Annotated in this window: 21 protein-coding genes and 1 tRNA gene; 13 read left to right on the forward strand and 9 right to left on the reverse strand. The window is 68.3% G+C overall.

Annotated elements, in window-relative coordinates:
* Positions 1 to 57: 57 nt before the first annotated feature.
* The gene (locus JO391_RS01475; RefSeq protein ID WP_220662452.1) at positions 58 to 468 is read right to left on the reverse strand and encodes a metallopeptidase family protein; all 411 of its coding nucleotides are present in this window, start codon (positions 466 to 468) and stop codon (positions 58 to 60) included.
* A gap of 45 nt (positions 469 to 513) precedes the next feature.
* Between JO391_RS01475 and JO391_RS01480 the strand changes: the two genes are divergently transcribed.
* Positions 514 to 936 (forward strand): DUF1801 domain-containing protein, encoded by a 423-nt coding sequence (locus JO391_RS01480; RefSeq protein ID WP_220662453.1) that lies wholly within the window; start codon positions 514 to 516, stop codon positions 934 to 936.
* A 5-nt stretch (positions 937 to 941) separates the two neighbouring features.
* On the opposite strand, the gene JO391_RS01485 is transcribed toward JO391_RS01480, so the two are convergent.
* A complete protein-coding gene (locus JO391_RS01485) occupies positions 942 to 1871 on the reverse strand; it encodes an aldo/keto reductase (RefSeq protein WP_259444786.1) in 930 nt (309 codons plus the stop codon).
* A gap of 122 nt (positions 1872 to 1993) precedes the next feature.
* Here JO391_RS01485 and gltX point away from each other — a divergent pair, with 122 nt between their 5' ends.
* Positions 1994 to 3319 carry a glutamate--tRNA ligase gene (gltX, locus tag JO391_RS01490; protein ID WP_220662455.1) on the forward strand — a complete coding sequence of 442 codons (1326 nt, stop codon included), beginning with the start codon at positions 1994 to 1996 and terminating at the stop codon, positions 3317 to 3319.
* A 12-nt stretch (positions 3320 to 3331) separates the two neighbouring features.
* On the opposite strand, the gene JO391_RS01495 is transcribed toward gltX, so the two are convergent.
* The 5 genes from JO391_RS01495 to rpe all read right to left on the reverse strand — a co-directional run bounded on the left by JO391_RS01495 (position 3332) and on the right by rpe (position 7698).
* The gene (locus JO391_RS01495) at positions 3332 to 4645 is read right to left on the reverse strand and encodes a TRAP transporter large permease (RefSeq protein WP_220662456.1); all 1314 of its coding nucleotides are present in this window, start codon (positions 4643 to 4645) and stop codon (positions 3332 to 3334) included.
* Entirely contained in the window at positions 4642 to 5202 is a 561-nt protein-coding gene (locus JO391_RS01500) for a TRAP transporter small permease (RefSeq protein WP_220662457.1), read from the reverse strand. Before JO391_RS01500 ends, JO391_RS01495 begins: the two co-directional genes overlap by 4 nt.
* 6 nt (positions 5203 to 5208) lie before the next feature.
* Positions 5209 to 6240 carry a TRAP transporter substrate-binding protein gene (locus JO391_RS01505; protein WP_220662458.1) on the reverse strand — a complete coding sequence of 344 codons (1032 nt, stop codon included), beginning with the start codon at positions 6238 to 6240 and terminating at the stop codon, positions 5209 to 5211.
* Between the two features lie 124 nt (positions 6241 to 6364).
* Complete coding sequence (gph, locus tag JO391_RS01510) at positions 6365 to 7018, reverse strand: phosphoglycolate phosphatase (protein ID WP_220662459.1); 654 nt, start codon at positions 7016 to 7018, stop codon at positions 6365 to 6367.
* A complete protein-coding gene (gene rpe, locus JO391_RS01515; RefSeq protein WP_220662460.1) occupies positions 7015 to 7698 on the reverse strand; it encodes a ribulose-phosphate 3-epimerase in 684 nt (227 codons plus the stop codon). Before rpe ends, gph begins: the two co-directional genes overlap by 4 nt.
* A 284-nt stretch (positions 7699 to 7982) precedes the next feature.
* Here rpe and JO391_RS01520 point away from each other — a divergent pair, with 284 nt between their 5' ends.
* Genes JO391_RS01520 through JO391_RS01555 form a run of 8 tightly spaced genes read left to right on the forward strand, consistent with a single transcriptional unit; the run spans position 7983 to position 17262 of the window.
* Complete coding sequence (locus JO391_RS01520; protein WP_220662461.1) at positions 7983 to 10046, forward strand: tetratricopeptide repeat protein; 2064 nt, start codon at positions 7983 to 7985, stop codon at positions 10044 to 10046.
* A complete protein-coding gene (locus JO391_RS01525) occupies positions 10046 to 10750 on the forward strand; it encodes a class I SAM-dependent methyltransferase (RefSeq protein WP_220662462.1) in 705 nt (234 codons plus the stop codon). The genes JO391_RS01520 and JO391_RS01525 overlap by 1 nt, the downstream gene beginning before the upstream one ends.
* Positions 10747 to 11979, forward strand: coding sequence for a polysaccharide pyruvyl transferase family protein (locus JO391_RS01530; protein ID WP_220662463.1), 1233 nt, complete (start codon positions 10747 to 10749; stop codon positions 11977 to 11979). Before JO391_RS01525 ends, JO391_RS01530 begins: the two co-directional genes overlap by 4 nt.
* Complete coding sequence (locus JO391_RS01535; protein ID WP_220662464.1) at positions 11976 to 13268, forward strand: polysaccharide pyruvyl transferase family protein; 1293 nt, start codon at positions 11976 to 11978, stop codon at positions 13266 to 13268. The genes JO391_RS01530 and JO391_RS01535 overlap by 4 nt, the downstream gene beginning before the upstream one ends.
* Positions 13261 to 14913, forward strand: coding sequence for a fatty acyl-AMP ligase (locus tag JO391_RS01540; RefSeq protein WP_220662465.1), 1653 nt, complete (start codon positions 13261 to 13263; stop codon positions 14911 to 14913). The genes JO391_RS01535 and JO391_RS01540 overlap by 8 nt, the downstream gene beginning before the upstream one ends.
* A complete protein-coding gene (locus JO391_RS01545) occupies positions 14910 to 16118 on the forward strand; it encodes a cytochrome P450 (RefSeq protein WP_220662466.1) in 1209 nt (402 codons plus the stop codon). The genes JO391_RS01540 and JO391_RS01545 overlap by 4 nt, the downstream gene beginning before the upstream one ends.
* A 1-nt stretch (position 16119) precedes the next feature.
* Positions 16120 to 16383: an acyl carrier protein gene (locus JO391_RS01550; protein ID WP_220662467.1), complete on the forward strand. Its 264-nt coding sequence runs from the start codon at positions 16120 to 16122 to the stop codon at positions 16381 to 16383.
* A 3-nt stretch (positions 16384 to 16386) separates the two neighbouring features.
* On the forward strand, positions 16387 to 17262 hold the full coding sequence (locus JO391_RS01555) for a glycosyltransferase (protein ID WP_220662468.1): 876 nt from the start codon (positions 16387 to 16389) through the stop codon (positions 17260 to 17262).
* A gap of 21 nt (positions 17263 to 17283) precedes the next feature.
* Here the strand turns inward: JO391_RS01555 and JO391_RS01560 are convergent.
* A tRNA-Thr gene (locus JO391_RS01560) sits at positions 17284 to 17358 on the reverse strand.
* A gap of 113 nt (positions 17359 to 17471) precedes the next feature.
* On the opposite strand from JO391_RS01560, the gene ilvD reads away from it, so the two are divergent.
* A complete protein-coding gene (ilvD, locus tag JO391_RS01565) occupies positions 17472 to 19310 on the forward strand; it encodes a dihydroxy-acid dehydratase (RefSeq protein WP_220662469.1) in 1839 nt (612 codons plus the stop codon).
* A gap of 49 nt (positions 19311 to 19359) precedes the next feature.
* On the opposite strand, the gene JO391_RS01570 is transcribed toward ilvD, so the two are convergent.
* A complete protein-coding gene (locus JO391_RS01570) occupies positions 19360 to 20382 on the reverse strand; it encodes a DUF1254 domain-containing protein (protein WP_220662470.1) in 1023 nt (340 codons plus the stop codon).
* Between the two features lie 254 nt (positions 20383 to 20636).
* On the opposite strand from JO391_RS01570, the gene JO391_RS01575 reads away from it, so the two are divergent.
* Together JO391_RS01575 and JO391_RS01580 are read left to right on the forward strand one after the other, a co-directional pair.
* Positions 20637 to 21872, forward strand: a complete 1236-nt coding sequence (locus JO391_RS01575) for an ArsB/NhaD family transporter (RefSeq protein ID WP_220662471.1) — start codon at positions 20637 to 20639, stop codon at positions 21870 to 21872.
* A 55-nt stretch (positions 21873 to 21927) separates the two neighbouring features.
* Positions 21928 to 22230 carry an antibiotic biosynthesis monooxygenase gene (locus JO391_RS01580; protein WP_220662472.1) on the forward strand — a complete coding sequence of 101 codons (303 nt, stop codon included), beginning with the start codon at positions 21928 to 21930 and terminating at the stop codon, positions 22228 to 22230.
* The last annotated feature ends 27 nt before the right edge of the window (positions 22231 to 22257 follow it).

Here is a 22257-nt window from a genome sequence, read left to right on the forward strand (position 1 = left end):
ATGGCGTCGTGAAGGCGCAGGGCCAGTCACGATCCGGTTATCCGGACCTTGGTCCGGTCATTCCCACCAGGGATCGACGGCGGCGATGTCGTCGTCGGACCAGCCGAAGTGATGCGCCAGTTCATGGATCATCACATGGGTCACAAGCTCGGCCAGAGAGACATTGCCGCGTTCGGCCCATTCATCAAGGATCGGGCGGCGAAAGAGCCAGATCGTGTCGGGCTGGCGAGGCTGATCCATCACCGACTTCTCTGTCAACGGCGTGCCGTCATAGAGGCCCGTCAACTCGAACGCGTCGTTCAGGTCCATCGCTTCGAGGATTTCGTCGGGCGGGAAATCCTCGATCCGCAGGGCCACATGCAGCGCCGCGGCGCGGTAGGGTTCGGGCAGGGACAGGACGGCATCGCGTGCCAGCCCTTCGATCAGGGCAAGGTCGGGGGCGAGGGCTTCGGGCGAGATCACGGACATGCTATGGATATAGGCGAGCGGCAGAGGGGCGGGAAGGGTCGGCAGATGGCGCAAAAGACGCAGGAGGGGGCCGGGGTGGCCGAGTTCCTCGCCGCGGTGGAGCCAGAGGCGCGCCGCGCCGAGGCGGCGCGGCTGGACGCGATCTTCCGCGAGGTGACCGGATGGCAGCCGCGGATGTGGGGGCCTTCGATCATTGGCTATGGCCGCTATGCCTATACCTACGACAGCGGCCATTCCGGCGTGACGCTGGCGACCGGCTTTTCGCCGCGCAAGGCCGAACTGGTGGTCTATGTCCTGCCCGGATACGAGGCCCTTGGCCCGGTGCTGGCCGAGTTGGGTCCGCACCGTCTGGGCAAGTCCTGCCTGTACCTGAAGCGGCTGGCGGGCATCAACGAGGATGCGCTGCGCCGCCTGATCCGGGCGGGGCTGGATGACCTGGGCCGCCGCTGGACGCTGGAGCCGACCTGACGGCCTTACGGCAGGATATAGCCCGCCGCGCGGAACAGGCGGTACCATTCCGGGCGCGACAGCGTGACGCCCGCGCCCGCCACACATTCGCGCACACGCTCTGGCTTTGTGGTGCCCAGGACCACCTGCATCTTCGCAGGGTGGCGGGTGATCCAGGCCACGGCGATGCCGGTGGGCGTGACGCCATGCGCCTCGGCGATCTCGTCCAGCGCCTCGTTCAGCTCGCGGAACTCGGCGCGGTCGCCGATGAAGGTGCCGTCGAACCAGGCCTTCTGGAACGGCGACCAGGCTTGCAGCGTCATCCCGTTGAGCCGCGACCAGTCCAAGAGGCCAAGCGTGCGGTCCACCGATTGCGCGTGGCCTTCCATGTTCATCGCGATGCCCTGGGCGATCAGCGGCGCATGGGTCAGCGAAAGCTGCACCTGGTTGAAGGGCAGGGGCTGGCGCACCGCGGTTTTCAGAAGCGCGATCTGGTCGGGCGTCTGGTTCGACACGCCGAAGTGACGCACCTTGCCCGAGGCGTGAAGCGTGTCGAAGGCGCGGGCGACCTCTTCGGGCTCGACCAGCGTGTCGGGCCGGTGCAACAGCAGAACGTCGATGTAATCGGTGCGCAGCGCCTTCAGCGAGCCATCGACCGAGGCAAGGATATGTTCGGCGGAAAAGTCGAAATAGCCCTCGCGGATGCCGGTCTTGGTCTGGATCACCACGCCGTCGCGTTCTGCCGCTGTCAGGCGCAGGGCGTCGCCGAAGCGTTCCTCGCACAGGTGGCGGCGACCGCCGTAGATGTCGGCATGGTCGATCATGTTCACCCCGGCCTCGCGCGCGGCGTGATAGAGCGCGCGGATTTCGGCATCGGGCATGTCAGTAATGCGCATGAGGCCGAGGATGACGCTGGAGACGTTCAGGTCGGTGTTGGCGATGCGGCGATGGTCCATGGTCGTTCCCCCCTCGTGCCTGGGAGACAGGGTTACGCGGGGCGGGCGGCGCTGTCCACCGGGCGTCAATCTGGACATTGGCGCCCCCCTGTGACAGGGAAGGCACGGCTCAGGAGGCCCTCATGACCGTCACCACCCGCTTCGCCCCCTCGCCCACCGGATATATCCATGTGGGCAACCTGCGTACCGCGCTGATGAACTGGATGATCGCCCGCAAGGCTGGCGGCACCTTCATCCTGCGGCTGGACGACACCGATCAGGAGCGGTCGAAACAGGAATATGCCGACGGGATCATGGAGGATCTGGAATGGCTGGGCCTGACCTGGGACCGGCTGGAAAAGCAGTCGCTGCGGTTCGACCGGTATCGCGAGGCGGCGGATGAGCTGCGCGCGGCGGGGCGGTTCTACGAATGCTTCGAGACGCCGGTGGAACTGGACCTGAAGCGCAAGAAGCTGCTGAACATGGGCAAGCCGCCGGTCTATGACCGCGCCTCGCTGCGCCTGACCGAGGACGAGCGCGCGAAGATGCGCGCCGAGGGGCGCGAGGGATACTGGCGCTTCCGGCTGGATCTGGAACGGATCGAATGGCCGGACGGCATTCTTGGCCCGATCTCGATTGACGCGGCCTCGGTGTCGGACCCGGTGCTGATCCGCGCCGACGGGCAGATCCTCTACACCTTTGCCTCGTCTGTGGATGACATCGACATGGGCGTGACCTCGATCGTGCGGGGCGCGGACCATGTGACGAACACCGCGACGCAGATCCAGATCATGCAGGCGCTGGGCGGCACCCCGCCGGCCTTTGCGCACCATTCGCTTCTGACCGGGCCGCAGGGCGAGGCGCTGTCCAAGCGCCTGGGCACGCTGTCGCTGCGCGACCTGCGGGCGGCCGGGATCGAGCCGATGGCGCTGTTGTCGCTGATGGCGCGGCTGGGGTCGTCGAAGCCGGTGGAGCTGGCACGGACGCATGAGGAGCTGATCGAGGGGTTCGATCTGTCGTCCTTCGGGGCGGCGCCCACCAAGTTCGACCAGGAGGACCTGTTCCCCCTGACCCGCGCCCATGTGCGCGCGCTGCCCTACGAGGCGGTGGCCGACCGGGTGCGGATGCTGGGCTATGACGACGAAGAGGGCGAGGGCTTCTGGCAGGCCACGCGCGAAAGCATCACGGTGCTGTCCGATCTGGGCGACTGGGCGCGGATGTTCCGCGAGGGCGCGGTGATGGCGGTGGATCCCGAGGACGAGGCCTTTGTCGCGCAGGCGCTGGAGATGCTGCCGGATGCGCCCTGGACCTCGGAAACCTGGGGCCGCTGGACCGAGGCGGTGAAGGCCGCGACGGGCCGCAAGGGCAAGGCGCTGTTCAAGCCGCTGCGCAAGGCCCTGACTGGGCGCGAGTCCGGGCCCGAGATGGCCGACATCATGCCCTTCCTGAAACTGCCCCGCCGGGCCTGAGCCCGGCGGCGGTCAGGGCAACAGGAACAGGGTGATCCCCGGAAAGATCACCAGAAGCGCCACGCGCAGGATGTCTGAGGCGACGAACCAGGTGATGGCGTGGTAGGTGTCGCGGATCGGGGTTTCCCGGTCCATGGCGTTGATGACGAACAGGTTCAGCCCGACCGGTGGGGTGATGAGCCCGACCTCGACCACGATCAGCACCAGGATGCCGAACCAGATCGCGGTCTGTTCCGGAGTCATGCCGAAATCCATCGTGCTGATGACAGGGAAGAAGATGGGGATGGTCAGCAGGATCATCGACAGGCTGTCCATCACGCAGCCGAGCAGCAGGTAGATCACCAGGATGATCACCAGCACCGTCCAGGGGCCGAAGCCCCGATCGACGGCGAAGCCGGAGATGGCCTGCGGCACCTGGGTCAGCGCCAGGAAGGCGTTGAAGAAGGCCGCGCCCAGAACGATGGCGAAGATCATCGCGGTGCCGGCGGCGGTGGCCATCAGGGCCTGCCAGAGCTTGGCGCGGCTGAGCCCGCCGGCCGCCCAAGCCACCAGCCCGGTGCCAAGCGCGCCGACCGAGGCGCCTTCGGTGGGGGTGAAGATGCCGGTGTAGATGCCGCCGACCACGACGATGAAGATCAGCATGACCGGCCAGACATCGACCAGCGCGCGCAGGCGGTCGGCCATGGGCGCACGCGGCAGGCTGCCGGCCGATCCGGGGTGGCGGCGCACGAAAAGCGCGATGACGACCATGTAGCCGAGCGCGGCGAGCAGGCCGGGCACGAAGGCGGCGAGGAACAGTTTGGCGATGTTCTGTTCGGTCAGCGTGGCATAGACCACCAGCACGACCGAGGGCGGGATCAGGATGCCGAGCGTGCCGCCCGCGGCCAGCGTGGCAGTGGACAGGCCGCCGGCATAGCCGCCGCGTTTCAGTTCGGGCAGGGCGACCTGCGCCATGGTCGCGGCGGTGGCGAGCGACGAGCCGCAGATCGACCCGAAGCCGGCGCAGGCGCCGATGGCCGCCATGGCGGTGCCACCCTTCAGGTGGCCCAGCCAGGCCTCGCCCGCCTTGAACAGCGCCCGGCTCATGCCGCCAAGGCCCGACAGATGGCCCATCAGCAGGAAGATCGGCACGATGGACAACGAATAGCTGGAGAAGGTCGTGTAGGTTTCGCTCTTCAGCTTGGACAGGATGATGTTCGGGCTGCCCGTCACCATCCACATGCCGGCAAGGCCGCAGAGCATCATCGCCAGCCAGATCGGCGCGCGCAGGAAGATGAGGCCCAGAAGCACCGGGAAGGACCAGAGCCCGATCTCGATGGCGGTCAATGCAGCGACTCCCCGGTGATCGGGCGGCTGTCCTGCCCCGTCAGTGCGCCGCGCAGCCGGTCGAAGGCCGACCAGAGACAGGTGAGGACCAGCACGGCAGCAGGGAACAGGCAGGCGGCATAGGCCCACCAGACGGGGAATTGCAGCATCATCGTCGTCTCGCCGTTGCCGAGCTTCGACAGGAAGCCCGCCCAGAGGCGCCACAGGATCAGGGCGGCAATCAGGGCGGCGACGGTTTCCCACAGCGCCAGAAGCCACCGGTTGCCGGACTTGCCGAACAACGGCACCAGAAGGTCCACGGTGGCGTGGCCTGCCTTCAGCTGGCACAGCGGCAGGAAGGCGAAGACGGCAAAGGCGATGCCGGCCTCGACCAGTTCGAAATCGCCTGGCACCGGGCCAAGGCCCAGGCGCGAAAACGCCCGGCCCAGGATCGACACGCAGGTCATCAGGATCAGCGCCGAAAGCGCAACGCCACCGAGGGCAGCGGAGAAGGTGGCAAGGCGCCGGACCAGACTTTCCATGATCGAACAGTTGCCCGCCGCCGAAGCGGCGGGCAAGGCCAGCTACTTGGTGTTTTCGTTCATGAGCGCCCGCGCTTCGTCCAGAAGCGCCTGGCCGTCGATGCCCTGGGCCTGCATCTCGGCCACCCAGGTGGCGATGGTCGGTTCGGCGGCGTCCTTCCATTCCGCGATCTGTTCCGGCGTCAGTTCGATGATGGTGTTGCCCAGGTCCACCGCGATCTGCCGCGCCGGCGCATCTGCCGCCTGGCTGACCTTGCCGGCATTGGCCGAAAACTCGAGGCCCGAATTGGCGTCGATCACCGCCTTCAGATCATCGGGCAGGCCGTCATAGACATCCTTGTTCATCGCCAGGATGAAGGCCGAGGTGTAAAGCGGCGCGCCCGGAAACTCGGTGTGGTTGGTCACCAGTTCCGAGGACTTGATCGAGGCCGTCACCTCCCAGGGCAGGATGGTCGCGTCGATCACGCCCTTGGACAAGGATTCCGGCACCGCCGGCACCGGCATCCCCACGGCGGTGGCGCCCAGGTTCGTGGCCATCATGTTCGTCACGCGGGTGGGCGCGCGCAGTTTCACGCCGTTCAGGTCGGCCGGGACCGTGATGGGCGTCTTGGAATGGATCAGCCCCGGCCCGTGAGTCCACATGCCAAGGATCTTCACGTCCTGGAACTCGGTGTCGAACATGTATTTCTCGCCAAGCGTCCAGTAGGTGCGCGAGGCGGCTTCGGCATCGGTCATCAGGAAGGGCAGTTCCATCACCTCGGTCCGCGGGAAGCGGCCGGGGGTATAGCCGGGCAGGGTCCAGACCACATCGGCCACGCCATCCGTCACCTGGTCGATCAACTCGCCCGGCTTTCCGCCAAGCTGCATCGCCGGATAATGCTCGAACACGATGCGGCCGCCGGATTCGGCGGTGATCTTCTCCATCCAGGGCACCAGAACGCCGGCCGGCACCGGCGCCTGCGCGGGCAGGAACTGGTGCAGCTTCAACGTGACAGTGTCCTGCGCGGAGGCCAGCCCCGGCATCAGCGCGGCAACCGCGGTCGCGGCAAGAATTGTCCTGCGGGTCAGGGTCATTTCGTTTCCTCCCTTGCTGCGGCGCGGATGCCCCGGAACCGGTGGTCAGCGCCCGTGATGCGGGGATCGTCCGGGATCGGGCAGCGCGCGTCAACCGCATAGGTTGCCGTGGGCCTGTCGTGCGTCAGCGCGCCAGCGCCCGGTTGACCAGCGCCGGCAGGTCGTCAAAGCGGGAAAAGGCGAAGTCATGCGGCAGGTCGGCCAGCGGCGACTTGCGGTAGCCTTCGGTGAACAGCGCGAAGGTCACCGGCAGGGCGCGGGCCGTGGCGGCATCCACCTCGCTGTCGCCCACAAACAGCCTGGGTCCGCCAGGCAACGCTTCGTAGGCCCGGGCGAGGGGCAGCGGGTCAGGCTTTGTGGCGGCTGTGCTGTCGCCGCCGATCACCACGGCGAAATGGCGGTCCAGCCCCAGGCGCCGCAGAATCTCGCGCGCCGGGGTCTCTGGCTTGTTGGTGCAGATGCCAAGCGCATGGCCGGCCTCGGCCAGATGTTCCAGCACCTCGGGCACGCCGGGATAGGGGCGGGTCAGTGTAGCGGGATCGGCCGCGTAATGAGCAAGGAACCGGGCCAGCCAGTCCGCATGGCCGGTGGTTTCACCCACCGCCCCCATCACACGCTCGACCAGCCTGGGCGCGCCGTTGCCGACAAAGCTCTGGATCCTTTCGGGGGCCAGCGGCGCGTGGCCGTAATCGGCGAGCATCCGCACGCAGGCGGCATGGATGTCGGGCGCGCTGTCGATCAGCGTGCCGTCCAGGTCGAAGACCAGCGCGCCCGTCACGTTGCGGCTTCGGCGGCGGCGCGGATGGCGCGGATGTTGGCGCCATAGGGGGCCGGGTTGGCGACCGAGCCGCCCTTGAACACGGCCGAGCCCGCCACCAGAACGTCGGCCCCCGCTGCCGCAACCAGGGGGGCGGTGTCGGGCGTCACGCCGCCGTCGATCTCGATCAGCACCGGGCGGTCGCCGATCAGTGCGCGCAGCTTCGCGACCTGCGCCACCTGGGTGGCGATGAAGCTTTGGCCGCCGAAACCGGGGTTCACCGTCATCACGCAGACGAGGTCCACCAGATCCAGCAGCGGCGCCGCCGCCTCGACCGGCGTGCCGGGGTTCAGCGCCAGCCCCGCCTTGCAGCCTGCCGCACGGATCGCTTGCAGGGTGCGGTGCACATGCGGGCCAGCCTCCAGATGCGCGGACAGGTAATCGGCGCCGGCGTCGGCGAAGGCAGCGATATAGGGATCGACCGGCGCGATCATCAGGTGGACGTCCATCACCGTGCGGATGTGCGGCCGGATCGCCTTGCACAGTTGCGGCCCGAAGGTGAGGTTCGGCACGAAATGGCCGTCCATGACGTCGACATGCACCCAGTCCGCGCCCTGATCCTCGATGGCGCGGATCTCGGCGCCGAAATTGGCGAAGTCGGCGGAAAGGATCGAGGGGGCGATCCGGATGGCACGGGTCATGGCGGCGGTCCTTCGGACGGGGAGGGGCGGCCCGCGCAGGGCCTGGCAGCTTGTCCGCGGTTATGCGGCAATGCGCGCCGGCGTCAAGCCGCCCCCGGTTAGGCTGGCGCGGTCGCCGTGCCGCAGCATCCTGGCCTTGCCCAGGATGCTGCGCGGCTGCTGCAATGATGGGACGTGGCTCGGATTTGCACAGGTATCGGGCTGTGAAGCATTGATCTTGATGGGGGGAATGTGTCTTCCTGCCTATGTTGGCGTGTCCCCGCCTGGATGCGCACTAGGTTTAGGTGCCCATAGAGTTTGATGATCCTGCAAGTGCCAGGTGCATGAAGAGCTTTTTAGAGGAACATTTGCCCGTGGCCGCCGAGTTCGATCAGACCAGTTCCCCCAAGGGCGCACCCGTCGAGGCCGCAGCCCGCAAGGCGAGGCCGCGTCCGGGCGCCCCTGACCCGGCTGACCTGAAGCGCATCCGCGATCATTTGGCGGATCGTGAGGCCCGGGAGGCAGAGCGCCTGTGCCGGCGGGTTCTGCAGGCCCAGCCAGGGCATCATGCCACGCTTGCGCTTCTGTGCCGCGCGCTTCTGGCGCAGAACCGGCTGGACGCCGCCCGCGGCATTGTCGACCGGCTCGACCGGCTCAAGGCCGAACCGGACCTGCGCCAGTCGCTGCGTGAGGTGGTGCAGGCCGCCGAACGGCGCCAACTGGAAACCGACCTTCGCGCCGCGCTCAAGGCCGAGGACCTTGCCACAGCCCGCGCCCTGCTGGATACCGCGGCGCCGGATCGCAGCGGGCACCCCACCCTTCGCAAGGCCAGCATCCGCCTTCTCATCGCCGAGGAACGTCTGGCCGAGGCCGAAGCGGAATGTCGCGCCCTCCTTGCAGAATCCGAAACCTCGGGGGGCGAGTTCCAGTTGTGCAACGTCCTGCGCCGGCAGGGCCGCCATGCCGAGGCGCGGGAGCTGTTCCGCAGCCGGCTGTGGACCGGCGAATTCACGCCGGAGCAGCGGGCCGAGGCTCTTGGCTGGCTGGTCGAGGGGCTGACCGCCGCTGAGGCAGAGGCTTTCCTTGGCGAGCTTGAAGCGATCCGCGCCCCCACGACCGCTGAAATGGCGCGCATGGCCATGTTCGAGGCGCGCGTCGGGCGGCCTGCGCTGGCGCTGTCCCGGCTTGAGGCGCTCGACAGGGAAGGCCAGCTTTCCCCGCTGATGGCGGTTCAGATCGTCAACTGCCTCGTGCAGACCGGGCGCCTGGACGAGGCGATGGCGCGTATCGGTGCGATGAAGTCATCCGATCCGGACAACCCCGACTGGCACCTGAAACAGGCGATCGTCCATCACTTCCGCAACGAACCGGACGCCGCGGCGCGCTGCATTGCCGAAGGGCTGAACCGCTGGCCCGGTGAACACAGGCTGCTGCGGGCCTTGCAGATGGCGGCCTTTCCGCCAGCGCGGCTGGAACGCCTGGTCGCGCGGATCGACGCGGCCCGGCGGAAGGCAGAGTTCTCCGATGCCGCGAACCTGGAATTCGCGGTCGCGGCGCTTCAGGCGCGCGCGGTCGCGCCGGCGATGGACGCCCTTGGCGCCGTTCAGCCGGGCCGGAGCGAGCCGCAACTTCTGGCCGCCGATCTGCGGCGGCTCCTGTCGGACTGTCCGGAAGATCTGGTGCAGACGCGCGCCCGGTTCCGCGACGATGTGCGCGCGTCCATGCAGGTCGTTCAGGCTGCTGGCGCCGTGGCAACCGTGGTGATCTTTCCCAACCTGCGCGGGAACTTCGGGCTGCTTCCGCTGGATTTCGCCGATGCCCTGTTGTCCCGGCATCCAGTCAACGTGATCTATCTGCGCGACCGGGGCCGTTCCGCTTTCCTTGCCCCGACGCAGGATCTGGGCGGCTCGGTCGATGGACTTGCCGATCTTCTTCGCCAGCAGGCACGCGATCTTGGCGATCTGCCGGTCTTGACCATCGGGACCAGTTCCGGGGGCTTCGCGGCCCTTTGGCAGGCGGCGGCCATCGGGGCACGGGGCGCCATCACCTTTTCAGGCCCGACCCGGCTTCATTCGTCCGAGGACCGGCCAGCCGATTCCAACCGCCGTGTCGGCCTGTCCTTCCTCGAGGGCTTGCCTGAAGAGGCGCGCGATGTCATCCCGGCGCTTCGGGCCCGTGCGGGCCTGCGCATCTGGCACATCGCGGCCGCGGACCATGCGGAAGACCGCCGCCAGCAGGCGCGCATCGCCGGCCTGCCCGGTGTCGAGACCATGGTTCTGGACGGCGCCGCCTCGCACAACACGCTGCTGCCCGCGGTTTTGTCCGGACTGTTCGACCGGCTGATCGCGGATGCGCTGGAAGGTCTTTGATGATGCAGACACGTTTTCTTGAAGGCCCGGCAGTGCGGTGGCCGGACGAAGCGCCCGGCCCTGTGCGTGCCACTTCGCTGCGGCTGCGCAGTTTCGATCACCTGTTGCGGCAGGTCTGGCCGGTGCCGCAGGGCCTTCATGCCGTTGATCTCGGGGCCGGCCACGGGATGTTCGCGGCGCGCGCCCGGCGCCACGGCTTCCGCGTGACGGCCGTGGATGCCCGCGACCGCTGGACCCCGGCCGAAGCCATCGCAGGCGCCGCGCCCGTGACCGGCCAAGAGGACGATCCCGATCTGGTCTGGGTGAAGGAAGATGCCCGCGACCACGATCTTGCGCCCTATGATGTGATCTTCATCATCGGTCTGATCTATCACCTGCCGCTTGCGGCCCAACTGGACCTGCTTTCCCGGTGTGCCGGCAGGCCCACGGTGGTCGACACCGAGATCTTCGATGCCGCCGATCCCGCGGCACGCGCCTGCGAGCGGCTGAGCCCGGCCATCGGGGCGGGCTTCGACGGGGCCTTCATGCGCGAGACCGGGAACCACTGGTCCGCGGCCGACCTGACCGATTCCTTCTGGCCGACGCAGGATGCCTTTCTGGCCATGTGCGCCCAGGCCGGATGCCAGTCGGTCGCGATGGTCGACCCGCCATATCGGTCGCGCTTTGGCCCGCGGCGGTGGTTTGTCCTGGACGGACCGGAATGACACTGCGTGCGCTGATCGCCGGCACCTTCGATGTCGACAACTACGGCGACCTCCTGTTCCCGCTGGTCGCTGCCCATCGGCTGGCCCCCCACGGGATCGAGGTCGTTCCCGTCTCGCCCACGGACCGGCCTGTTGCGCGCCTGCCCGATGCGCCGCAGCCCATCGGCGTGGCCGAGATGCTGTCTGGCACCGGGCCGCTGGACGGGATCCTCATCGGCGGCGGCTACATCGTTCACAAGATCCCTGCGGCCACGCTTGCCGAATACACCGGGGCCGGTGTGGCGGACTGGGCCTATCCCGGCCTCTGGATCGGGGCGACGCTGGCCGGGGCGCTGCGCGACGTGCCAGTGATCTGGAACGCGCCCGGGGTGCCGTTTCCCTTCGGAGGCGCCGGGCGGCGCGCGCTGATCGGAGACGCGCTTCACGCCGGCAGCCACCTTTGCGTGCGAGACCCCGGCAGCGCCGAGTTCCTGGAACCCGCCTATGGATCGCCCGTTCCGGTGGTGCCTGATACCGTTCTGGGCCTCGCGCGGCTTTGGACCGTCGATGAGCTTTCCGCGCTTCACGCCGACCTTCTGAAACTGGCCGGCCTGCCGGCCGGTACCCGCACCCTTGCCCTGCATGTGCGGCCTCGCTCGCTTGGCGCACTTGGTCCCGCAGAGCTTGCCGGGCAGATCGACCGCATCACCGCCGACCTTGGCCTTGTGCCACTTCTTGTGGCCATCGGCCCCAGCTTCGATGACGGCGCCCTCGCGCGCGACATCGCCGGGCGCCTGACCGGGCCGCACATCTGCCTGGACGCCCCGGCCAGCCTGCGCCAGACCGCGGCCGCCATCGCCGGCAGCACGGGCTATGTCGGCGCCTCGATGCATGGCTATGTCACCGCGGCGGCCTATGACGTACCCGGGGTCATGGTGGCCCGCCCTGCGCATCGCAAGTATTCCGGCCTTGTCGGCCAGCTTGGGCGCCCTGCCGATCTTGTGCGCGACTGGGCCGAAGCCTTCGAGCCGCTGGCCCGCAACCTTGCCGCTCCGGCTGGCCCCGTCATCCCTGCCGCCGTCCACCAGGCGCTCGACCGCCACTGGCAGACCGTTGCCCGCATCCTGCAGGATGGCGACCCCGCCCGCCGGCCGCGACAGAGGCGGTTCCTTGCCCGGTACATGTTGCAGGGCCTGCGGGGGCAGGGCGCGGACTGGCTTTTCCAACCTTTCGTGCGGGGGGCCGCATGACGCCCCGCACCGAGGCCGCCCTCCGAACAATCTGGATCTCCGGCGTCTTCGACATCCGGAACTATGGCGATGCCCTGTTCCCGCTGCTTGCCCGCCATCGGCTGGAGCCGCACGGGTACGAGGTTCGCACCGTCACACCCGCCGGCGGTGCCTGCGGCTGGGCCGAATGTGGCCCCTGCACCCCGGCTGCCGCGCTTCTTTCGGGCGACCTGCCGCTGCACGGCCTGCTGATCGGGGGGGGCAACATCGTCTACGGCGGCATCCCGGCGAGGGCGCTGTTGCGCAGCGCCCCCTCTGGCGCCGCTGCCGATGTCGCGGACTGGGGCGCCCCTGCCATCTGGCTGGCACCGATGCTGGCCGCCGCGCTGCACGACGTGCCCGTCGCCTGGAACGCCCCCGGTACGCCCTACCCGCTGACCGACCGCTGGCGCGACCTTGCCCAGGCCGCCTTCCGGGCCAGCAGCCATGTCGCGCTGCGCGATCCGGCAAGCGTGACGCTGGCCGGCGCCCCCCCCGATGTCTCCGTCGTGCCCGATACTGCAGCGGCGCTTGCGGCGATGTGGCCCTTGTCCGCGCTGGACCCGGCGTTCCGGTCGCTTTTGGCGCGCAAGGGCATCCGGCCGGATGCGCGCTTCATGGCCGTCCACCTGCGCGACCGTTCGCTCGCCCCGGACACCCTGCCCACCCTCGCAGCGTGGCTCGACGGGCAATCTCTGGCATCGGGACTCGTGCCGCTTCTCGTCTCCATCGGCCCCGACCTCGGCGATTCGGACGCGCTTGCCGCGCTGTCCCGCGCCCTGGGCGTACCGCACCTGCTGCTGGACGATCCGCTTGGCCCGCGCGAGATCGCGGCCGCCATCGCGCACAGCGATTTCTACCTCGGGGCCTCGCTGCACGGCTATGTCACGGCAGCCGCCTATGGCCGCCCGGGGCTTCTGGTGGCGCGGCCTGCCCACCGAAAGTACGGCGGTTTCCTTGCCCATCTTGGCCGCTCCGGCGACCTGCGCCGCAGCTGGGACGAGGTGATGGCCGCGCCGCTGCCCGGCCCCGGCCCGGCCAGCGGCATTCCGGGCGATCTTCTGGCCCAGCTTGACGGGCATTGGGCCTCGGTGCTTGCGGCATTCGCCGATCCCGCCCGCCACGGCGCCCAAAGGGGAGAGTTCCTGCGCCGTGCTGTTGCCGCTGGCCTGACCGATGCGGCAGGCCCCGAATGGCTGCTGCGGCCCTTTCTGCACGATGGTCCGGCGCTGACACCCCGTCAGGCAACGGAAGGTACGACCCATGACTGACCCACGGCATCCCCGCTCGTTCGATACCATCGTCGATCTTGTCGCCTGGCGCGGGGCAGGGCAGGGCGACCGCCCGGCCCTGTCCTTCCTGGACCGTGGCGAAGAGATCACCGCCCAGGACAGCTATGTCACCCTTCTGACCCAGGCCCGCTCTGTCGCCGCCGGCCTGCGTGCGGCAGGGCTGACGGGCCGCCCCGTGCTGCTCTGCCTGCCCTCGGGGCTCGACTTCGTGCGCTGCTTCCTCGGCTGCCTTCTGGCGCAGGTGGTGGTCGCCCCGGCGCCGGGCCTGGAAACCCGCCGGGGGCTGGACCGCGTCGTCTCGATGGCCGGCGACTTCCGCCCCGCCGCGGTGATCGCACCGGATCGCGCGCCGCCCGCCGCGCTGGCCGCGGCGCTGCCGCCCGGATGCCTCCACCTTGCCGCCGCCGATCTGCTCGCGGGACCGCCCGCCGCAGACCTGCCTAGTCCGGGCGCCGATGATATCGCCTTCGTGCAGTACACCTCTGGCTCGCTCGGCACGCCGCGCGGCGTGGTGGTCACGCACCGCAACATCATGGCCAACCAGGCGATGATCGCCACCGGCTTCGGCCATGACGAAAGCCTGGTGGGCGTCAACTGGCTGCCCCTGCATCACGACATGGGCCTCTGCGGCTCCATCCTGCAAACGCTCTACATCGGCGGCCAGTGTCACGTCATGTCGCCGCTTTCCTTCCTGCAGCGCCCGCTGCGCTGGCTGCGCGCCATGGACAGCCTGGCCGGCACCACCAGCGGCGGCCCCAACTTCGGCTTCGAGCTTTGCCTGCGCCAGGTGAACCTGGACGAGGCGCAAAGGCTCGACCTCTCGCGCTGGCGCGTGGCCTTCTGCGGGGCCGAGCCGATCCGCCCCCAGGTCCTGCGCGACTTCGCCGCCCGCTTCGCGCCCGCGGGTTTCGATCCTTCCGCGCTGCACCCCTGCTACGGGCTGGCCGAGGCGACGCTTTTCGTCACCAGCGGCGCGCCCGGTACGGGGATGCACAGCCGGATGCTGTCCACTGAGTCGGTCTCCTGCGGCCGCCCGGTCGGCGAGGGTCGCGTCCGCATCCTGGCGCCGGACGGCACCTCCGCACCCGAGGGCACCAACGGCGAGGTCGTGATCGGCGGCCCGCATGTCAGCCCCGGGTTCTGGGACGGCGCCACCGCCGCTGCCCGCCCGGACCCCGCCCGCGAGGTCGAGCTGGAGCGCAGCCGCTACCTGCGCACCGGGGACATCGGCACCCTTGTGGGCGGCGACCTGCACATCCTGGGCCGCAGCCGCGACATGATCATCCTGCGCGGCACCAAGATCCATGCCGAGGATGTCGAGGCCACGGTGATGGCCGGATCCGCCGGTGACGTGACCGCCGCGGCCGCCTTCGCCCTGACCGACGACACCGGCGACCGGCTGGCGGTCGTCTGCGAAACCGCCCTTCCCGCCATCCCCGCCGAACTGCGCCGCCACCTGTCGGGCCGCATCGGCGAGACGCATGGCATCCTGCCTCAGCCGCTGGTCTTCGTGCGGGCCGGCGCGATCCCCCGCTCGGCCAATGGCAAGCTGCGCCGGTCCGCCTGCCGCGAGGCGCTGCTGGCCAACCGCCTGGGCAGCCCCAAGCCCGAGACCCCCGCATGACCGCCGCGCCGCTCTCCATCCCCGGCTTTGTGGTCCCCCCCGATCACGGCCCCCCGCGCTGGAGCCCGCAGGACCGCGCCTGGCAGGTCACGCGCTTTGCCGACGTACAGGCGCTTCTTCGCGAACCGGCAGTGCGGGTGAACGAGGTCCAGGATCGCATCGACCGCATCGCCAAGGGAAGCGGAAGCGACCTCTCGTCCCTCTCTACACTCGTCGGCGGCATCCTGTTGTTCCGCAATCCGCCGTTCCACACCCGTGGCCGCCAATTCATCCAGCGCGCCCTGATCGAGCTTCGGCCGGCATTGTCCGAACAGGCGTTGCGCCCGCTGATCCGTGGCGTCCTCCTCGATGCCGCTGCGGCGGGCAAGGTCGAGGCGATGGCCGCGATCTGCAACAACCTTCCCTTTACAGTGGTCGGCTCCTCCCTTGGGGTCTCGCAGGCCACACTTGACGCCATGCGCCGGTCGGGAAGCAACATCGCCGATGCCTGCCTTCCGGGTCTGCTGCCGCGCGACCTGTCGCGGATCGAACTCGAAGCGCGCGAGGTGCTGGCCTCCCTCTCCGACGATGTCGCCCGCGCCGCCGCCAACAGGGGCGCGAACCGCGCCGCCGGCATCGCGCGCCTGCTTGACCTCAACGCTGCCGAGTTCGGGTTCTCGCAAGACGAAGTCACGGCTCTGGTGTTCTTCATCCTTCTTGCCGGAGCCGAAACCACAACGGCCTTTCTTGGCACCTCCCTCTATCTGCTCCTGGCGCAACCCGGCCTCTGCCGCGACCTGCGTGCCGATCCGGGCCGCATCCCCGCCGCGCTCGAGGAATGTCTGCGCATCGCCACCCCCCTGCGCTGGCTCTCGCCCCGGCGCGTGCCGGCGGGCACACGCATCGGCGGGATCGAGTTTTCCGACAGCGAGCCGCTCGTCGGCCTGATCGAGATCGCCCATCACGACCCGGCCGCCTATCCCGACCCCGGCCGGTTCGACATCAACCGCCGGGGCCCGCCCCATCTGGCCTTTGCCCTGGGCGGGCGGTCCTGCCTTGGTGCGGGACTGTCGCGCCTGCAGGGGCGCCTCTTGATCGAGACGGTCTTGCAGGACACCGAAGCCGAACTCGCCGACAGCCGGCCCCAATGGCAAGAACACACCACGATGCGCCGGCTGGTCGAATTGAACCTTCACATGAAACCGCAACGAAAGAGCACGGTCTGACATGAACGAAACGACGAAGATCGAAGCCGCCGCCCTCAGGGACTGGCTCGTGTCCTATGTGGGCGCCGTGCTGGATCTCGATGTCGAGACCATCTCGACCGCCGCTCCTTTCGACAGCTACGGCTTCGATTCTGTCGAGGCGGTCATCATGGCCGGCGTGCTGGAAGAGGAATTCTCCATCCGCATCGACCCGACCATGGTGTTCGACGATCCCTCCATCGATGGCGTCGTCGCGGCCCTGCGCTCCGCCGGCCTCGTGCGCTGATCCATGCCCGCGTCCAGTCCGGCGGCCAGCATCGTCGTCATCAGCTACAAGATGGCGCGCGCCCTGCCGCGAACGCTCCTGTCGTTGTCGCCCGGCTACCAGCGTGACTGCCCGCCCGGCACGATCGAGGTCATCCTGGTCGACAACGGCTCGCCGGTCCCCCCGCGCGCCGAAGATTTCGCCGGCCTCGGCCTCGACCTCACGGTCGTGCACTGGCCTGCGGGCGATGTCTCGCCCATCGCGGCGCTGAACCACGGCCTCTCGCTCGCCCGCGCGCCGCTTGTCTGCGCCTGGATCGACGGCGCGCGCCTGGCCTCGCCCGGCCTCGTCTCGGCCTCTCTGCGCGCCGCCAGCCTGCATCCTCGCCCGGTCATCGCCTCGCCCAATTATCACCTCGGCCCGGCGCACCAGTACATCTCGATCCACCAGGGCTATTCCGAGGCCGAGGAGGATCGCCTTCTCGCCTCGATCGGCTGGCCCGATCAGGGCTACCGGCTTTACGACATCTCCACCCCGGTCTGGAAATCCGGAGAGACCGACCGGATGCTGGAAACCAACGCCCTCTTTCTGACGCGGCAGATGTGGGATGAACTCGGCGGCTACGACGCGCGCTTCACCAGCTTGGGCGGCGGGGCCGGCAACTGCGATGTCTTCATCCGCGCCTGCGAAGCGCCCGGCGCCCAGCTCATCCGCCTGCGCGGCGAGGCGACCTTCCATCAGCTTCACGGCGGTACCACCAGCAACGCGCCCAACTTCGCCATCGACGTCGCCAAGGACATCAGCCGCGAATACTACCGCCTGCGCCGCCGCCCGCTCATCGGTGTAAAGGACCCCGGCTGGATCTTCGAAGCCGGGCCGGACGGTCGCGGAAAGCTCTGACAGCCCGCCCGAAGGACCAGATGGTGCCGGATGAGGGACTTGAACCCCCGACCTTCGCTTTACAAGAGCGCTGCACTACCGCTGTGCTAATCCGGCCCGGACAGGGCCATAGCACGCACCCCCCAATCCCGCAATCCTGCGCGATCCCCCTTGAACCTTGGCGCGCCAACGCTCATTCACTTGATGATCGCCACGACCGGAGAGCCATCATGCCCGCCTACCGTTCCCGCACCACCACCCACGGCCGCAACATGGCGGGCGCACGGGGCCTCTGGCGCGCCACCGGGATGAAGGACGGCGATTTCGGCAAACCCATCATCGCCATCGTCAACTCCTTCACCCAGTTCGTCCCCGGCCACGTCCACCTCAAGGACCTGGGCCAGCTCGTCGCGCGCGAGGTCGAAGCCGCGGGCGGCGTGGCGAAGGAATTCAACACCATCGCGGTCGATGACGGCATCGCCATGGGCCACGACGGGATGCTCTACTCGCTTCCCTCGCGCGAGATCATCGCCGACTCGGTGGAATACATGGTCAACGCCCATTGCGCCGACGCCATGGTCTGCATCTCGAACTGCGACAAGATCACCCCCGGCATGCTCATGGCCGCCATGCGGCTGAACATCCCGGCGGTGTTCGTCAGCGGCGGGCCGATGGAGGCCGGCAAGGTCGTGGTGAAGGGCAAGGAGGTCGCCCTCGACCTGGTGGATGCCATGGTCTCGGCCGCCGACGACAAGTATTCCGACGAAGAGGTCGAGGCCATCGAAAAGGCCGCCTGCCCGACCTGCGGCTCCTGCTCGGGCATGTTCACCGCCAATTCCATGAACTGCCTGACCGAGGCGCTCGGCCTCTCGCTGCCCGGCAACGGCTCCACCCTTGCCACCCATGCCGACCGCAAGCGCCTGTTCGTCGAGGCCGGGCACCTGGCCGTGGATCTGGCCAAACGGTACTACGAGCAGGACGACGCCAGCATCCTGCCGCGGAACGTCGCCTCGAAGAAGGCGTTTGAAAATGCGATGGCGCTGGATATCGCCATGGGCGGATCGACCAACACCATCCTGCACATCCTGGCCGCCGCACATGAAGGCGGGATCGACTTCACCCAGGACGACATCGACCAGCTCAGCCGCCGCGTGCCCTGCCTGTGCAAGGTCGCACCCGCCAAGTCCGATGTGCACATGGAAGATGTCCACCGCGCTGGCGGCATCATGTCCATCCTGGGCCAGCTCGACAACGCGGGCCTCCTGCACCGCGACGTGCCCACCGTCCATTCGCCCACCCTCGGCGCCGCGCTGGACCACTGGGACATCAGCCGCACCAACCACGAGAACGTGCGCACCTTCTTCCGTGCCGCGCCCGGCAACGTGCGCAGCGCCACCGCCTTCAGCCAGGAAAAGCGCTATGCCGAACTGGATCTCGACCGCGAAAAGGGCGTGATCCGCTCGGTGGAGCACGCCTTCACCAAGGAAGGCGGTCTTGCCGTGCTGAAGGGCAACATCGCCCCCGACGGCTGCATCGTGAAGACGGCCGGGGTGGATGAGTCCATCTTCGTCTTCTCGGGTCCGGCGCGGGTTTTCGAAAGCCAGGATGCCGCCGTCTCGGCCATCCTGACCAACAAGATCAAGGAAGGCGACGTGGTGGTGATCCGCTACGAAGGCCCGAAGGGCGGGCCGGGGATGCAGGAAATGCTGTATCCGACCAGCTACCTGAAGTCGAAAGGCCTGGGCAAGGCTTGCGCGCTCATCACCGACGGTCGCTTCTCGGGCGGCACATCGGGCCTGTCCATCGGGCACGTCTCGCCCGAGGCGGCCGCGGGTGGCACCATCGGCCTCGTCCGCGACGGCGACATGGTGGATATCGACATCCCCCGCCGCACCATCTCGGTCCGCGTTTCGGAAACCGAACTCGCCGCCCGCCGCGCCGAACAGGACAAACTGGGCTGGAAGCCCGCCAAACCCCGCACCCGCAAGGTCAGCCAGGCGCTGCGCGCCTATGCGCTCTTCGCCACTTCGGCCGACACCGGCGCCGTGCGCAAGCTTCCGGGCGAATGAGACCCCGTCCCGGCGAAAGCCGGGGCCTGGCGGCCCCAGCCCGCCCGGCTCAGCCCGCCGGCACGATCTCTGGCAAGCGATAGCTGCCGTCCAGCACCGACGGCCCCGGCTTGTAGATGCGCATCATGAAGTTCCAGCCTTCGGGCGTGTCCAGCCGGTTGGGCACGTCGCCGCACAACTCCGTGGATCCGAAAAAGGCGGTGAAGCCTCCATCCGCGTTCAGCACTGTGTTGGCGCTGTTCAGGACGCTGTTTTCGTATTCGATGAAGCCGGTGGCGCCGTACATGGTGATCGACCAGAAGGCGCCGTTCTCGGGCACGGCATAGGTCGCGGTGAAGCAGCGGTCGGTGCCAAGGCCAGGGAATTCGTTCAGATAGCTCGCATCCCATTCCGGGAACAAACCCCAGGCAGAAGCCGCCGCCAGATGCCGGGTCTCTTCGTTCACCTGTCCGCGCGGCCCCATCATGCCGTTGAAGTTCACCAGCGATGCCGCCTCGGCCTCGTATTGTGCGCGCAGGGCATCCAGGCTTGCCGTATCCCAGTCAAAGGCCGGCAGGGGCGTGGCAGCCTTTGCCGTAATCACGAACTGGTCCTGCAACGCGTTGACCAGCGCCACTTCCTCGGGGTCGTTCGGGTTCAGCAAGTGGATGCGCACCGCGGCGAACATGAAGGGCGTGTCCGCCGGAATCTCATGGGTTCCGGGCTCGTAGATCGTCTTTGGTGTATAGTGGTCGTTGTCGATGATCAGGATCGAGGCATAGCGCCCATCCGGGATCTCGGGGAATGTGATCGTCGCCCCCTGCGAGGTGTCGATCACCGCACCCGAATACAGCGTGTCGCGGTTCATGCGGATCACGGTCTGCATGTCCAGCGGCGTCGGGCCACGGAAATGCAGGAACTTGTTCACACCGCCTGCCAGACCGGCGATGTCGCTGAACATCCGGTCGGTCTCGGCCCGAATGAAAGTGTCGGGAGTCACGACCTGCTGGGCCGCAACCGGAAGTGTCAGCCCGATGCAAAGCAGCGCGGCCCCGACAAGACGCCCGCAAGGGCCGGAAAACGCCATGATCATGGACTCGCTCCTGTGGACATTGGGCAGGCCGCCCCGCCGATGCCAAAGCTATATCACCATCCCGATGGCACGGATACCGGAGCCCGCCGAAAGCCGCGTGCGCGGCATGTCGCCTCGGCCCTGCAGCGCCAGGATGACATGCGCGCAACGCTTTCCCTTCGGCCCGCGCCCCCCCCCCGGTGCGGGCCGCTGCTTTTCGTGGACAGCGCCGCATCCCTGCCGGATGATCTGCCCTCCACCCTGCAAAGGCCGCCATGGACACCACCCTTCTGATCTTCGCCCTTGTCTACCTTGCCCTGGCTCTCGGCCACCTGCCGGGGTTCCGGGTCGACCGGACCGGCGCGGTGGTGGCGGGCGCGCTCGCCATGATCGCGATGGGCCGTATCGGCGATCAGGCGGCCTGGGCCGCCATCGACTACCGCACCATCGGCCTGCTCTTCGGCCTTATGGTGGTCTCGGGCGCCTTCGTCGTCTCGGGCTTCTATGCCTGGGTCGCGGCGCGCATCGCCTCGATGCCGGTCTCGCCGCCTGTGCTGCTCGCCATCCTGGTCGTCACCGGCGGCGTGCTGTCGGCGCTCCTGACCAATGATGTCGTCGTGGTCGCCATGACTCCGCTTCTTGTCGCCATCACCCTGTCACGGGGCCTGAACCCCACGCCCTTCCTGCTTGGCTTTTGCTTTGCCTGCAACACCGGCTCGGCCGCCACGCTGATCGGCTCGCCGCAGAACATGGTGGCGGCCTCGGCGCTGCATCTCGACTTCACCGGCTATCTCAAGGTGGCCCTTGTGCCCGCGCTTGTGTCCCTGCCCATCGTCTGGGCCATCGTGGCCTATCTCTACCGGCACCGCTGGACATGGGCGGGACAGGGGCCCGCCAGTGCCGGGCCAGAGCCCAGCCCTATGCCGCTTGATGTGGTTGAAACGGTGAAGGCCGCGCTGGTGACGCTGGCGGTGATGCTGGCCTTCGTCCTGACCGACTGGCCGCATGACATGGTGGCGCTCGGCGCGGCGGCGGTGATGCTGGTCAACCGCACCGTGGCCTCGAAGGATGTGCTGAAGGCCGTGGACGGCAACCTGCTCCTGCTACTCATGGGGCTGTTCGTGGTGAACGCCGCCTTCGCCGCCACCGGCCTGCCGCAGAAGGCGATCACCGGGCTGTCGGGCATGGGCATCGACCTCACGCAGGCGCCGGTGCTCTATGGCGTGGTCTCGGTCCTGTCGAACATCGTGGGCAACAACCCGGCCGTCATGCTGCTCGCGCCCTTCGTGGCCCAGGCGCCCGATGCCCAGGCGCTTGGCGCGGCCTTTGCGCTCGGCACCGGGTTTTCCAGCAATCTCATCGTGTTCGGCAGTCTTGCGGGCATCATCGTCGTGGAACAGGCCGCCGCGCGAGGCGTCACCATCACCACCGGCGAGTTCTGCCGCGCCGGCGTGCCGGTGGCGCTCGCCTGCCTCGCCATGGGCCTCGTCTGGATCCTGCTCATCAGTTAGGCCGCTGCCTCCGATTCGTGCTATCCTGACGCCACCTTTGCCAAGGGAGGATGACATGACGGCCATGAACGTGGTGCACATGCGAGTGAAGCCGGGCAAGGAAGGCGAGTTCATCAAGATCCACGAGGATTTCCGCAGCGCGGACATGCCGGGCAGCCGGAATTTCTGGGTGGTGCGGACCGGCGAGCGGTCTTTCACAATCGTCGGTGAATGGGACAGCCTGGATGCGATGGCGGCCGCCCGCGCCGTGATGATCGGCAACCTCGACCGTCTGCGACCCATCCTCGAAGACCTCGGCGGCGGTCGCGGCGTGACCGAACCCTGGTCGGGCGAAGTCGCGGTCAGCGCCCGGGCCTGACGCCCCGGCGCCGCACCCTCGGACAGA

The organism is Neotabrizicola shimadae, assembly GCF_019623905.1.
GTDB lineage: Bacteria > Pseudomonadota > Alphaproteobacteria > Rhodobacterales > Rhodobacteraceae > Neotabrizicola > Neotabrizicola shimadae.